The organism is Bradyrhizobium sp. ma5, from assembly GCF_042258955.1.
Classification (GTDB): domain Bacteria; phylum Pseudomonadota; class Alphaproteobacteria; order Rhizobiales; family Xanthobacteraceae; genus Bradyrhizobium.
This window is the reverse complement of sequence record NZ_CP170156.1, coordinates 4,017,946-4,031,677: the sequence shown is the minus strand read 5'-3', so window position 1 is coordinate 4,031,677 and position 13,732 is coordinate 4,017,946. Positions and strand designations below refer to the sequence as shown.

The window sequence follows — 13,732 nt, the reverse complement described above, 5'->3', positions numbered from 1 at the left end:
GCGGCCGTGACGCGGTTCAGCCACCCAGCGGCTTGTCGGAATCGCCCGACAGCAATTTCGGAAACAGCTCCTTGAAGGCGAACTTGTCTTCGCCCTTGGCGCGGTGGAAGCGCAGCACGACGTCGAACCGGCTGGCGTCCCATTTGGTGGGCGGCTTGCCCCTGCTGACCGGTATCAACGGAAGGACGTCGGCGATGATCGCCTTGTGCTCCCAGCACAGCAGCACGACGCCGTTCAGCGCCAGCAGCGCCTTGATCAGCGCAGGCTCATGACCTTTGCCGAAGTCTTCGTTGGGTGTCGCGCCAAGACGCGCCGCAAGTGCCACGATCGTCTCGGCGGGACGGCTGCTCGGGCCCCGGTTGGGCGTGGTGCCGGGCGTCGCGGCATAGATCGCGTCAGGCCTGGCATAGTCGCCCTTGGCAAGGTCGGTGCCAAACAATGCAGCCCACGCGCCGGCGCGCTGCCAGCCGCGGAGGACAAGCGACTCGGTATCGGACACACCGTCCGCGGTGAAGCCGGGCCTCGGCCAGCCATCATCAGGCTTCTCGGCGTGACGGATGATGAAGAGCGTGAGCGCGTCCATGGCGTCCTCTCGGGGAAGATATGTTGCCGGCAACGACGATCTCGATCCTACGCTGGCGGCATGCTCGGCTTCATGAACGGCGTCACAATTTGCGAAAACTCGAGCGGTACTGCGCCGGCGACACGCCGAGCCGCTCGGTGAACACGATGCGCATGCGGTCGGCCGAGCCGAAGCCGCAGTCGAACGCAACCGCCTTGAGCGGCCGATCGCTGCCCTCGAGCAGCCGGCGCGCGGCGTCGACCCGCGCCCGCTCGACGAATTCGTGCGGCGTGATGCCGGTCTCCTGCGCAAAGGCGCGGCCGAAATTGCGCACGCTCATGCCGACGGCCTCGGCCAGCGATTGCAAGGTGTGGCGCTCGCCGACACGCTGCATGACGTGCGCCTGCGCGCGCGCGATCGGCGAATCCTCGTCGACCGGCGCGGTGAGATAGGGGCTGAACTGCGACTGCCCACCCTGGCGTTGCGCCACCACGACCAGCCGCTTGGCCACCGCGACCGCGACCTGCGGCCCATGACGCTCGGCGACCAGCGCGAGCCCGAGATCGATGCCCGCGGTGACGCCGGCGGAGGTCATCAGTCTGCCGTCACGAATGTAGATCCGGTCGAAGATCACCTCGGCATCCGGAAAGCACGCCGCGAGATGCTGCGCGTTCTGCCAATGCGTCGTCACCTTGTGACCGTCGAGAAGCCCGGCATGACCGAGCGCGAAGGCGCCGGTGCAGATCGAACCGTAGAGCTCGGCGCGCGCGGGCGCCCCGCGCAGCCACTGCGTCAGCGCCGGATCCGGCTCGGCATCAGGCAATGCCGGCCCGCCGGCGACGAGCAGGATGTCGAATTTCTCGTTTGCCTCATCGAAACTGAGGTCGGCCGATATCTTCATGCCGTTCGATGCGCGCAGCGGTTCGCGGCTGGCACCGACCAGCACCGTCTCATAGCCGTCGCCATCAGCGACAAAACCGTTGGTCTCCGCGAACACATCGACCGGACCGGCGACATCCAGCGCCTGAACCCCTTCGTGAATCGCAATCGCCACTTTCTGAACCGCCATACCTTCTCCCTGCCCGCTGGCGCGAAACGATGTCTCGTTGGCCCGATCCGGCGGCGCACGATCGTTGCGGGATCAGGCCGAGACGGGCGACAACCACACCACGGATCACGCCACCAGGCGATCCGGACCCACCGCAGAGACGACGCCGGCGCGCCCCGCGTGTTCGCATGCCACGGCATCGTCTTGCCATATCGAGGAGCGTCTTGAAATGACCGAGATCATCGCCGGCATCCATGTACCCGACAGCGCCATGGCCCGCGCCGCGACCCAGCTGGTGCGCGATACCGAGGACGACCTGCTCTACAATCACAGCCGCCGCGTGTTCTTCTGGGGCGCGCTGACCGGCAATCGCCGCAAGCTGAAGTTCGATCCCGAGCTGCTCTATGTCGGCGCCATGTTCCACGACATGGGCCTCACCGCCAGGCATGCGAGCCCGGACCTGCGCTTCGAGGTCGACGGCGCCAACGCCGCGCGCGATTTCCTCAAGAGCTACGGCGTCGCCGAGCGCGACATCGATGACGTCTGGGCCTCGATCGCGCTGCACACCACGCCCGGCATCCCCGAGCATATGCGTCCGACCGTCGCGCTGGTCACCGCCGGCGTCGAGATGGACGTGCTCGGCATCGCCTATGACGATTTCTCGCATGAGCACCGCGACCATGTCTGCGCGCATCATCCGCGCGAGGCGAACTTCAAGGAGAGCATCATCGATCATTTCGCGGCCGGCACCATCAAGAAGCCGCTGACCACCTTCGGCAACGTCAAGGCCGACGTGCTGGCGCGGAAGGACATGAACTACACACGGGTGAACTTCTGCTCGATCATCCTCGGTTCGAAATGGCCGACATGACCGCGCGCCGAATTTCAATCCGAACCGCGAAGGAGAACACCATGACCATCGCCGTCAACACCGGCTTCGCCGAGGCCGAGCGGACCAACATCGCGGCGGCGCTCTCGACGGTGCTGGCCGACACCTACGCGCTGTACCTGAAGACGCATGGTTACCACTGGAACGTCACGGGTCCGACGTTCCAGGCGCTGCACACGCTGTTCGAAGGGCAGTACCGCGAGCAATGGCAAGCGCTCGACGATATCGCCGAGCGCATCCGCGCCCTCGGCGAATTGGTGCCGCAGACCTATTCCGCATTCGCCAAGCTCACGGCGATCAAGGACGGCTATGCCAGCCTCGACTCGGAGGCGATGGTGGCCGAGTTGCTCCACGACAACGAGACCGCCGTGAGGACCATCCGCGATGCCTTCGCGGTCGCCGAGTCCGCCGCCGACCAGGCGACGATGGATATGCTCAACGTCCGCACCACCGCACACGAGAAGCACGCCTGGATGCTGCGCGCGACGCTCGACGTCAAATGACCGAACAGACTGAACCGCTCCAGCGTGCCAGTTCAGCTGTGCGGACCGCGGTCGGGGCCTGGAGTTCGCCCCGCTGCCGCGAGCGCGAGCCTGGCAAGGTAGTGCGTCCAACCCTTGCTATGGCTCGCGCACTGCTCTGCGTTGGGCAATCCGCTATGGGTCATCCGCAACAGCGTGCCGCTGTCCTTGTTGATCAGGTCGATCTCGATCAGGCTCGATCCCGGCGGCACTTCCGCGCCGCCTTCCCAGCCGAAACTGTAGGCGAGACGATGCACCGGCACGACCTCGCGGAACGCGCCGCGCGCCGCCCGCGACAGATCGCCGGAGACACCCTTGAGCAGATAGAGCCCGCCGGGATGCAGCTCGGTCTCAGCCTCGAGCCCCATCCAGCTCACGATCTTCTGCGGATCGGTCAGGAAGGCGAACACGGTTGCGGGGGGCGCTGCGATCTGCATCTCGCGTTGAACGATGAAGGCTTCAGTCATCGATCCTCCTCCATTGACGGTGGGTCTTCAGGGATAATTCGTGACAAGAGCGGCGCATCAACCCCATGATGGGGTGATGCGATTGTCCTCGACACTGAGCTGGCTGGTCGACGCCGCGGCCGAGACCGCGAGCGCCAACCGGTTACTGGCGGATCTGGGTCACCATCTTATCACGGATGGCCTGCCGCTTGCCGGCGGTGCGCTCACGCTCGAAGTTCCGCACCCGCTGATCGCAAGGCGCACCTGGCTGTGGCGCGCCGGCAATGGCGAGGTCATCGAGGCGCTCGGCTTCGCGCCGGAACAACCCTTTGCCATGCCCGGTATGGTCGGATCCGGCGATGCCGGCCGGCGCTGGCTCGCTGGCCTCGCACCCGGCCCGATCCACGAGGACACGATCGGAACGCGGCCGGATGGCCCGACCCTCGGCTGGATCGGGACCCGCGCCTTCACGCCGGCCGAGGCGGATCAATTGCGCGAGGCGGCGCGCTTCACGGCCGCACCGCTCGCCGCGCTCGCGGCGCGTGCGACATTGACGGCTGCGCTGGAGGCCTATCTCGGCCGGCGCAGCGCGGCGCGCGTGCTGGCATCGCCGTTGCGGCGCAACACCGGCGAAACCATCCGGGCGGCGCTGCTGTTTGCCGATCTGCGCGGCTTCACCGCGCTCTCCGAAAGCCATCCGCCTGCCGAGGTGATCGCGGCTCTCGACGCCTGGTTCGACCGCATCGCCGGCGCGATCCACGCCTTCGGCGGCGAGGTGTTGAAATTCATCGGCGACGGGTTGCTCGCGATCTTTCCGGTCACGACCAGCGCGCGCAGCGCATGCGAGGCGGCATTGCGCGCGGTGTCGGCGGCCCGCGTCGGCATGGCGCATCTCGATACCGAGCGGCGCAAGCACGGCCTGCCGCCACTGCCGTTCGGCGTGGCGCTGCATCTCGGCGAGGTGCATTGGGGCAATATCGGCGCTGCCGACCGCCTCGACTTCACCGCGATCGGCGCGGCGGTCAATCTGGTCAGCCGGCTGGAAGGCCTGTGCAAGCCGCTGGAGCAGGCCGTGCTGGTCTCGGGGGCACTCGCCGCCGAGACCGAGACGCCGCTGGTCGCGCTCGGCACCCATGAGCTGCGCGGCATCGCGCGGCCCTGCGCGGTCTTCACGCTGCCGGAGGGATGAGCCGGTCATCGGAACAGGCGCAACCACGGCGCCAGATGAAATGCGCTCATCAGCGCGTACATCGGCACCATCCCCTGCAACGAGAACGGTCCCTGCATGGCGCCACAGATCATGTCGGCCGGCGCCAGCGCCGCTACCAGCGCCATCACGGCGAAGGTCGGCGCCGCCGCTAGCGACAGCCCGCGCGCGAACATGGCACCGCGGCCACTGATGCGGCCTTTCAACCAATCCTCATGTGTCTCGATTCCGGTCATCATTCGATCTCTCTGGAGATGATCCATGTCGTCATGTGCTAGGCTAGGACCGGGCCTCGGAGGGCGAGAGTGACAAGTGTGTCGGGATTCGAATGGACTCGCTGATTACCGCTGCGGCGCGCGCGCTCGCGGCGGGTGATCCCCTCGGCGCACTGAAACGGGTGGCCCTGCGCGACGATGCGCCGGCGCTGGCGCTGCGCGGCATCGCGATGGCCCGGCTCGGCGATTTCACCCGCGCCAAGGAGCTGTTGCGGCGCGCGGGCCGCGCCTTCGGCCCGCGTGAAGCCATCGCGCGAGCGCGCTGCGTGGTCGCCGAAGCCGAGATCGCGCTGGTGTCGCGCGACCTGTCCTTTCCGAGCAAGAGCCTCGCCGCGGCGCGCGCGACGCTCGCGGCGCGTGGCGATGCGCTCAACGCCGCACACGCCGGCTATCTCGAAATCCGCCGCCTGCTCTTGATCGGAAGCCTCGATGCGGCCGAGCGCATGCTTGATGACCTCGACCCGGCGCCCTTCCCGCCGGCGCTGCGGGTCGGACATGAACTGGTCGTCGCCGGGATCGCGATGCGGCGGCTGCGGACCAAGCCGGCGCGCGAGGCGCTGGCACGGGCAAGGGATGCCGCGCGTCGCGCCGGCATCGCCGAGCTTGCAGCCGAGGTCGAAAGCACCGCGAACCTGCTCGCCACACCGGCAGCGCGCCTGATCGCGCGCGGCCACGAGCGGCCGCTGCTGCTCGCGGAGGTCGAGGCCCTGATGGCCTCAAAGGCGCTCGTCGTCGACGCCTGCCGCTACGTGGTGCGCGATAGCGGCACCACGGTCTCGCTGACGCGGCGGCCGGTGCTGTTCGCGCTCGCCCGCGCGCTCGGCGAAGCCTGGCCGCAGGACGTGTCGCGCGGCATGCTGATCGCACGCGCGTTTCGCGGCAAGCATGCCGATGAATCGCACCGTGCGCGGCTGCGGGTCGAGATCGGACGGCTACGCCGGGCCTTGCTGCCGCTCGCCGATGTCAGCGCGACGCCCGATGGCTTCGTGCTGGAGCCGCATGGCCGCCGCGAGGTCACCGTGCTGGCGTTGCCGGTCGAGGAGGAACATGCGGCAGTGCTGGCCTTCCTCGCCGACGGCGAGGCCTGGTCGAGCTCGGCGCTCTCGGTCGCGCTGGGGGCAAGCCAGCGCACCGTGCAGCGCGCGCTCGACGCGCTGGCCGCCACCGGCAAGGTGCAATCGGTCGGCCGCGCCCGCGCCCGGCGCTGGATGACGCCCCCGGTACCGGGATTCACGACGACGTTGTTACTCCCTGCCCCGCTGCCGAACGGCTAGCATCAAACCGCAGTCACAGGAGCGCCGCATGAAGAAGTCCGAGGCCGAGATCATCCGGGAATATGCCTTCGAGGGCGTCGAGAGCGTGGGCGGCGTCAGCTTCGACGGCGAGCAGGTCTGGTTCGCGGCCGGTGGCCGGCTCGTCGCCTTCGATCCCGACAGCGGCGACACCACCCGCACCCTCGACATCGCGGCCCATGCCGGTACCGCCTTCGACGGCAAGCACCTCTATCAGATCGCCGAGGACCTCATCCTGAAGATCGAGCCGAACAGCGGACGCGTGGTGTCGACAATCCCCTCGCCCGGCGGCGGCCGCGACTCAGGTCTTGCCTGGGCTGAAGGCTCGCTGTGGGTCGGCCAGTACCGCGACCGCACCATCGTTCAGGTCGATCCAGAAACCGGCAAGGTTTTGCGCACCATCGAAAGCAACCGGTTCGTCACCGGCGTCTCCTGGGTCGATGGCGAACTCTGGCACGGCACCTGGGAAGAGGACCAGAGCGACGTCCGCCGTATCGATCCGCAGAGCGGCGAGGTGATGGAACGACTGGAGATGCCGCAAGGCGTGTTCGTCTCCGGGCTCGAGTCCGACGGCAAGGACCGGTTCTTCTGCGGCAGCGGCTCGACCAACAACAAGGTGCGCGCGATCCGGCGGCCGAAGCGCAGCCGCGCGTGAAGCAAACGGCTTCACGTGCGCACCGGACTCACGCCGGCGCCGGCACCGCTGAGGACCGCGCCGCCGCCATCGGCCGGAACGTCATCATGATCAGGAACGCGCCGAGGCCGACGGCCCACGAGCCAACATAGAGCCACGTATAGCTCGCAAAGGTGTCGTAGATCAGGCCGCCGGCCAAGGGGCCGGTCGCCATGCCGAGACTGCCGGCCATCGCGGTGCCGCCGATCACGGTGCCTAACATCCGCAGCGGAAAATTCTCGCGGATCAGCACGGAATACAGCGGCATGGTGCCGGCATAGATGAAGCCGAAGATTGCCGCGACCGCATAGAACGCGGCCAGCTCGCGCACGAAGACGTAGCCGAGCGCGCCGAATGCCTGCGCCAGCAGCCCCAGCACCAGCACGCGCTTGGCGCCGAAACGGTCGCCGAGCAGGCCGAAGGCGATGCGGCCGCCCATGCCGGCGAGCCCTTCCACGCTGTAGATCGTCACCGCCGCGACCATCGGAATACCGCAAGTGACCGCGTAGCTCACCGTGTGGATGATCGGTCCGGAGTGGGTGGCGCAGCAGAAGAAATTGGTCGCGATCAGGATGATGAATTGCGGCGAGCGAAGCGCCTGCGCCAGCGACATCGGCGGCTCACCGTCCGTGCTCGCCGCTTCGGCGTGGCCGCCTTGCAGCGCCGGCGGCCGACGTACGAAGAGCGAGACCGGGATCATGATCGCGCCGACCACGCCTGAGATGATCAGCATCGACGTCCGCCAGTCATGGTGGGAGATCAGCCAAGCCGCGAGCGGCGACATCGTCATCGGCGCCATGCCCATGCCGGCCGACACCAGCGAGACGGCGAGGCTGCGATGGGTGTCGAACCAGCCGGTGACGCAGGCCATCATCGGCGCGAAGATCGCCGCCGTCGCCGCGCCGACCAGCGCGCCGAAGAGAAGCTGAAATGCCAGCAGTGACGGTGCCTGGCTTGCGAGCGCGAGGCTTGCCGCCAGCACGACCGATCCGGTCAGCACCACCGGGAGCGGCCCGAAGCGGTCGGACAGCGTGCCCCAGATCATGCTGGTGAAGGCCATCGCGAGGAAGCCGATCGTCATCGCGCTGGAGATGCCGGTCACCGACCAACCGGTCTCCCGCGCCATCGGCTGCAGGAACACCGGCAGCGAGAACATGCCGCCGATCGCGACGCAACCAAGCAGGCCGCCGGCCGCGACGATTACCCAGCGATAGGTCGAGTTGGTCATTCCGGAACTCCCATGCAGTGCGTTCTGGCTGAAAGACGAACGGACCGGGTTGGAACCGACAGCGGACGACCGCCCTAACTCACTTTTTTGCGACCGTGGCGGCCTTCAAGGCTCATACGCGGCCGACCCTCAGCGGCCAGCCAAACTGCATCCGGGCTGCGGCGCGATCTCGCCGAGCGGCCGGACCTGCACCAGCTCGGTACCTTGCGTTTTGGCGATGAACATGTTCATCGCCGCGTGGTGATCCTGGCCGAGCGCGTCACCGGGCCGGTCGGCGACGCAATGGTGAGGCCGGCCATCGCGTCGATGATCGCCTCCTTGTCGAGCTTGCCGGCCTTCTCGGCCGCTGCCTTGAGCGCGATCAGGGTGTTGTAGTGCGTCATCACATAGTTCGACACCGCGACGCCCGGGTTTGCGGCGGCGCGCGCCTTTGCGACGAACGCCCTCACGGCTGGATCCTCGCTCGCCGCGACCGCCGGCACCACCGCCACCATGTTCTGGCCCTTGCCGCGGAAGATGCCCAGATCGACCTCGGACAGTCCGAGGAAAGCGACGGTGATGTCCTTCAGCAACCCCGCCTCGTCGGCCTGCCGGATGAAATCCATCCCGTCCCCCTTCAGCGCGAACAGCAGCACCTTGGCCTTGCTCGCAGCGACCTCCTTGATCAGCGGGGAAAAATCCGTCTCGGTCCCCAGCGTGTATTTCGTCCCAACCACCTCGCCGCCGAGCTTCTCGATCAAGGGCTGCGCGATGCCGAACATCTGATGCGGCCAGACCCGATCGGCGCCGAGCAGGAAGTACGTGTTGCCGTAGGTCTGCGTCATGTAGGGCAGCAGCTGCCCGAGTTCCTGGTTGGGCACCGCGCCGAACGAAAACAGATAGCGGCTGCATTTGCCGCCCTCGTAATTGGTGGCGTAGAGCAACGGCGTCTTCGAGCTCTCGGCAAGCGGCACCAGCGCATTCAGATTGCGCGAGGTGATCGGACCGACCACGGCCAGCACGCCGTCCTTCTCGACGAGTGAACGCATGGCCTCGGCGGCCGACTCCGGCCGCGTCTTGTCGTCGGCATAGATCACCTCCACGGGCCGGCCGAGAATGCCGCCCGCAGCGTTGATATCCCCAGCGGCAAGATCGAGCCCGAGCCTGGCCTGCTGGCCGTACAGCTCAACGCCACCGGAGAACGGCAGCACCGCGCCGATGCGGATCGGCGCGCTGGTTTCAGCTGCGCGCGAAGGAAGCAGCGCTGTGGGCCCAAGTAGCAGCATGAACGCCATGCAGCTGATCAAGCGTGATGCCATGTGTCCTCGATTCATACCGCCGACAAGCGCAACCTCGGCCAAATTTACCTGCATGGCTTGAAAGGATTGGTTAAGCGCGCAACCGTGCGACTATTGCTTACTTGCGGGGTGCGCCCCGCCATCTCCAAGATGCGCGGCGAATTCACGATGATAATGGACAGCCAACCCTACAAGCGTAGCCGGCGTGAGCCGCGAAGAAATCGGCGCGTAGTTTGATTGTGGGCGATGCAACCCAAATTTGCCCGACATCCAAGATCTGAACTCGGATGAGTTAATCACCTGATCGAGATGTCGCAAGCTGTCCGCGTCGACGCGGAAGGCTCTCATCGCGTCTCGAAGCTTGGCATCCTCGCGAGACTCCCAGTTTTGGGTGCGACCCCACCGGAAAAACACCTCAGGAATATTCGTATTGGGCATCAGATCGTGGCACTCGCGGCACAGCAAGAATAGGTTTGACAGATTGTCGCGTCCACTGAGCGATCTGGGAATTATGTGACAACGTTGAAGGGGAATACGGTCCCAATGTCGCAGGATTTCGTCCCAACCCACGTCCGGCCGCTTGATGTCGTACCTTGAGCCATAATTAAAGCCGCAAGCCCAGCAGCGTGGCTTCCTCGGCTCGACATGAAAGTACAACCGAGAAAGCCGGTGCTTCCAATAGTCATATATTTGCCCTTTCGACGGAAGATTCTCTGAAAACTGCCTCATAGCCATAGCCAGCTCTCCGAACAGTCAGTGGGAAACGCGAAACCATGAGCGGGCTTCACTTTAGGCGTGCTGCCTCGTGTCGAGAATATCAATGAGCGGCTCGGTGACCGATTGCGGGCTGTCAGGTCGGGTTAGATGAGGCGCTCTACATTCGTGTCATGCACCTGCCCGCGCCGTCTCATGCTTATCGAAGGACTCGCTTGGAAAATCGCTTCGTCCTGATCTCCGGCTGCTCCGGCGGCGGAAAATCGACCCTGCTGGCCGAACTGCGCGCACGCGGCTATCCGGTCGTCGAAGAGCCCGGCCGCCGCATTATCGCTGAGGAGCAAGCATCCGGTGGCAACGCCCTGCCCTGGGTCGATCCGGCGGCCTTCCTGCGCCGCGCCATTGACGTCGCGATGAAGGATATGGCGATGGCCGAGGCCCATTCCGGTTGGGTGTTCTTCGATCGCGGCCTCGTCGACGCCGCGTCAGCGCTGGAGGCTTTAACGGGCGAGCCGGTGCTGCGCTCGATCTGCTCCGACCATCGCTACCACGTGCGCGTGTTCATGACGCCGCCGTGGCCGGAGATCTACGTCACCGATGCTGAGCGACGGCACGACTTCGAGGCGGCGATGGCGGAGTATCAGCGGCTGATGGAGGCGTTTCCCACGCTCGGCTACGACGTCATCAGCCTGCCGAAGATAGCGCCGTCCAAGCGCTCAGATTTCGTGCTGGCGACGCTTGGCGGCAACCCGGCATCGATAGACTGATCAGACCGTCGCCCCGCGGCTTTGTCGGCTAGTCTAGCGGCACGCTTGCCAGCTCAGAACGACGTCCCGCCGCCGAACCTGAACTCCTGCACGATGTCGTACTTGCCCTTGGTGATCGGCACCGCGTAGTCGAAGCGCAGCGGCCCGAATGGCGATGCCCAGATCAGGCCGACGCCCACCGAGGTTCGCACCACGTTTTGGTCATCGTATTGCAAGCCGCAGGTCGGGCACGCCGGCGTGTTGACCTCGCCGGTCGCGGTCCACGACGTCGGCCCTTCGTACCCCCACAGCGAGCCGGCGTCCGCATAGACCGCCCCCTTCAACCCAACCTCTGACGGCAGGAACCAGAACGGCATCTGCAGTTCGAACGAGGCGCCCCAGTACTTGGTGCCGCCGAGCGCATCGCCGACCGCGCCGAAGCTCGCGTAAGTGATGTCACGCGGCCCGATGCCGTTGGTGGCAAAGCCGCGCACGAGGTTCGGCCCCATCTGGAAATGATCCAGCATGCGCAGATCGTTGTCGCCGACCTTGGTGAGTACACCGCCCTGCAGGTGGATCAGTCCGACGAGGTCGGACACCAGCGGCGTGTAGTATTTCGCGTCGACCGCACTTTTCAGATACGTCACGTCGCCGCCGACGCCGGCGAAATCCTGCTTGAAGTCGATCAGCAGCCCGTCGGTCGGGTTCTTGTTGTTGTCGAGCGTGTTGTAGGTCAGGGTATAGCCCATCGCCGAGGTCCAGGTCGCGCCCGCAGCGAGCTCCTTGCGCACCGGCAAGGTGGATTCGCCGTCGCCGTAGCAACCATATCCATAGAGTCCTGATGAGACCGAGTTGGTCGGATCGACGCCGCCGAGCACGTCCTTGATGTAAGCGGGCGTCGGGTTGAACGCGAGCGAGGTGTTGGAGGCATTGTTGTTGCAGTTGTTGTAGGCGCTATCGAGCGAGATTTCCTGCTGATAGAGCGAATAGCGCAACTGGAGCGTCAAATCCTCGCGCAAGGCGAGACCCAGCCGCGGCGCGAACCCGATCGTCTTCACGCCATAGGTCGTGTAGTCGGTCGGCAGCTGCTCCTTGTAATACGCATCGAGCCCGAGCGCGACGCGGTAGTCGAGCAGATACGGCTCGACAAAGGACAGCGACAGGCCGCGCGAGTACTGGCCGTAGCTGACGGTTGCCTTCGCGAACAGGCCGCGGCCGAGCAAGTTGCGTTCGGAGACGCTGACCTCGGCGAGCGCGCCGTCGGTCGTGGAGTAACCGCCCGAGACCGAGAAGTCGCCGGTCGACTTCTCCTCCAGATCGACGATCAGGACCACGCGGTCGCTCGACGAGCCGGGCTCGGTGGTGATCTTGACCGTCTTGAAGTAGTCCAGATTCTTCAGCCGCCGCTCGGCACGATCGACCAGCGCACGGTTATACGCATCGCCCTCGGAGAGATCGAACTCGCGCCGGATCACGTAGTCGCGGGTACGGCCGTTGCCGCGAATGTCGATCCGCTCGATATAGGTGCGCGGCCCCTCCTCCACGCGGAACATGATTCCCACGGTGTGGGCCTCGAAATTCCGCTCGCCGTCCGGACGGACCACCGCGAACGCGTAGCCGCGGCGCGACGCCTCGATCTGCATGTCCTCGACCGACTTCTCGATCGCCTCGACATTGTAGAGCGAGCCTTCGCTGACCCGCGAAAGCGGACGCAGGATACTTGGATCGAAGCCTGCAACGGTCGAGCGGAAGCTGACCGTCGCAACGCGGTACTGCTGTCCCTCATCGATCTTGAAGGTGACCTGAAAGCCCTTGCTCTCTCGGTCATATTCGGCGAGCGCGGCCTACACCTGCACGTCCGCATAGCCATGCTTCAGGTAGAAGCGGCGGATCAGGTCGCGGTCGGCCTCGACGCGGTCGGGGTCGTAGATGTTGGCGCTGCCGAGGAAGCTCAGGAAGTTCGTCTCATGGGTCTTGATTACGTCCTTCAGCCGCGCCGCCGTGAAGCTGTTGTTCCCCATGAACTCGATGGTCTTGATACCGGTCTTGGCGCCCTCGTCGACGGTGAAGACGAGGTCGACGCGGTTGTTCGAGCGTTCGATGATCTCGGGCGTGACGCGCACGTCGTAGCGGCCAGAGTGGCGATAGATCTCGGCGATCCGCAGCGCATCCGACTGCACCATCGGCCGCGACAGCGTGCCTCGCGGCTTGGATTGCACCTCGGCCGAGAGCTGCTCGTCCTTGACCTTCTTGTTGCCCTCGAACGCGACACGGTCGATCACCGGGTTCTCGACGACCGAGACGACGGTCCGTCCGCCGACGTGATTGATCTTGACGTCCTGGAACAACCCGGTCCCGACCAGCTCCTTGAGTCCATCGTCGATCGCAGCCTGGTCGAGATGACCGCCCGGCCCCGGCCTGAAATAGGAGCGGATGGTCTCCGCTTCGACCCGCCGGTTGCCTTCGATCGCGATCGCATCGACCGATTGGGCCGCCGCCGGTGCCAACAACAGCCAAGTCACTGACCAAGTCACTGGCCGGTTCACCGACGTCGCCGGGATCGAAAATCCCGTCAGCGCAAGCGCTGCGACAAAGCTCAGCCACATCTTCATTCCACACCTCGCGAACCAGTCGCCCGTTGTGGCGGGATGGTGATGGCTGTGGTGTGGCTGCGGGATTGCGGGAATATTTCCAGTGATTGGGGACTGTGAGCGCTGTACGACGCAGCCGCCGTCCCGGTTTTGTTTCCGGCCGCGCCCGCCGCTTACAGTTCAGAAACACTATGCTGACGAAAAGGCGCAATGCCGCCCACAAGCGATGCGCATGCTGGTCGATTGGTGGCTAAGCCAGCGCG

13 protein-coding genes and 1 pseudogene are annotated in these 13,732 nt (G+C 65.7%); 6 read left to right on the top strand and 8 right to left on the bottom strand.

The features are described 5' to 3' along the window. Window positions 1–16 precede the first annotated feature (16 nt). Together ACE103_RS18370 and ACE103_RS18365 are read right to left on the bottom strand one after the other, a co-directional pair. Complete coding sequence (locus tag ACE103_RS18370; protein ID WP_375780585.1) at window positions 17–583, bottom strand: histidine phosphatase family protein; 567 nt, start codon at window positions 581–583, stop codon at window positions 17–19. Window positions 584–665: 82 nt separating this feature from the next. After that, window positions 666–1,631, bottom strand: a complete 966-nt coding sequence (locus ACE103_RS18365; RefSeq protein WP_375780584.1) for a GlxA family transcriptional regulator — start codon at window positions 1,629–1,631, stop codon at window positions 666–668. Window positions 1,632–1,839: 208 nt separating this feature from the next. Between ACE103_RS18365 and ACE103_RS18360 the strand changes: the two genes are divergently transcribed. Next, the gene (locus ACE103_RS18360) at window positions 1,840–2,481 is read left to right on the top strand and encodes an HD domain-containing protein (RefSeq protein WP_375780583.1); all 642 of its coding nucleotides are present in this window, start codon (window positions 1,840–1,842) and stop codon (window positions 2,479–2,481) included. 41 nt (window positions 2,482–2,522) lie between these two features. Continuing rightward, complete coding sequence (locus ACE103_RS18355) at window positions 2,523–3,002, top strand: Dps family protein (protein WP_375780582.1); 480 nt, start codon at window positions 2,523–2,525, stop codon at window positions 3,000–3,002. 32 nt (window positions 3,003–3,034) lie between these two features. Here the strand turns inward: ACE103_RS18355 and ACE103_RS18350 are convergent, their stop codons facing one another. Next, window positions 3,035–3,487: an SRPBCC domain-containing protein gene (locus ACE103_RS18350; protein ID WP_375780581.1), complete on the bottom strand. Its 453-nt coding sequence runs from the start codon at window positions 3,485–3,487 to the stop codon at window positions 3,035–3,037. Window positions 3,488–3,563: 76 nt separating this feature from the next. Between ACE103_RS18350 and ACE103_RS18345 the strand changes: the two genes are divergently transcribed. Beyond that, window positions 3,564–4,655, top strand: a complete 1,092-nt coding sequence (locus tag ACE103_RS18345; protein ID WP_375780580.1) for an adenylate/guanylate cyclase domain-containing protein — start codon at window positions 3,564–3,566, stop codon at window positions 4,653–4,655. A gap of 5 nt (window positions 4,656–4,660) precedes the next feature. Here ACE103_RS18345 and ACE103_RS18340 read toward each other — a convergent pair whose 3' ends face one another. Then, window positions 4,661–4,849 (bottom strand): hypothetical protein, encoded by a 189-nt coding sequence (locus ACE103_RS18340; RefSeq protein WP_375781139.1) that lies wholly within the window; start codon window positions 4,847–4,849, stop codon window positions 4,661–4,663. 152 nt (window positions 4,850–5,001) lie between these two features. Here ACE103_RS18340 and ACE103_RS18335 point away from each other — a divergent pair, with 152 nt between their 5' ends. Both ACE103_RS18335 and ACE103_RS18330 read left to right on the top strand, forming a co-directional pair. Next, a complete protein-coding gene (locus tag ACE103_RS18335; RefSeq protein WP_375780579.1) occupies window positions 5,002–6,222 on the top strand; it encodes a helix-turn-helix domain-containing protein in 1,221 nt (406 codons plus the stop codon). A gap of 28 nt (window positions 6,223–6,250) precedes the next feature. Beyond that, the gene (locus tag ACE103_RS18330) at window positions 6,251–6,895 is read left to right on the top strand and encodes a glutaminyl-peptide cyclotransferase (protein ID WP_375780578.1); all 645 of its coding nucleotides are present in this window, start codon (window positions 6,251–6,253) and stop codon (window positions 6,893–6,895) included. A gap of 28 nt (window positions 6,896–6,923) precedes the next feature. Here ACE103_RS18330 and ACE103_RS18325 read toward each other — a convergent pair whose 3' ends face one another. The 3 genes from ACE103_RS18325 to ACE103_RS18315 all read right to left on the bottom strand — a co-directional run bounded on the left by ACE103_RS18325 (window position 6,924) and on the right by ACE103_RS18315 (window position 10,147). Then, window positions 6,924–8,141, bottom strand: a complete 1,218-nt coding sequence (locus ACE103_RS18325) for an MFS transporter (RefSeq protein WP_375780577.1) — start codon at window positions 8,139–8,141, stop codon at window positions 6,924–6,926. A 227-nt stretch (window positions 8,142–8,368) separates the two neighbouring features. Further along, a complete protein-coding gene (locus tag ACE103_RS18320) occupies window positions 8,369–9,439 on the bottom strand; it encodes an ABC transporter substrate-binding protein (RefSeq protein WP_375780576.1) in 1,071 nt (356 codons plus the stop codon). A gap of 90 nt (window positions 9,440–9,529) precedes the next feature. Next, window positions 9,530–10,147, bottom strand: a complete 618-nt coding sequence (locus tag ACE103_RS18315) for an HNH endonuclease signature motif containing protein (protein ID WP_223973957.1) — start codon at window positions 10,145–10,147, stop codon at window positions 9,530–9,532. Window positions 10,148–10,305: 158 nt separating this feature from the next. Between ACE103_RS18315 and ACE103_RS18310 the strand changes: the two genes are divergently transcribed. After that, window positions 10,306–10,899 carry an AAA family ATPase gene (locus ACE103_RS18310; RefSeq protein WP_375780575.1) on the top strand — a complete coding sequence of 198 codons (594 nt, stop codon included), beginning with the start codon at window positions 10,306–10,308 and terminating at the stop codon, window positions 10,897–10,899. A gap of 53 nt (window positions 10,900–10,952) precedes the next feature. Here the strand turns inward: ACE103_RS18310 and bamA are convergent. Further along, window positions 10,953–13,490, bottom strand: a pseudogene (bamA, locus tag ACE103_RS18305) (outer membrane protein assembly factor BamA). Window positions 13,491–13,732 lie beyond the last annotated feature (242 nt).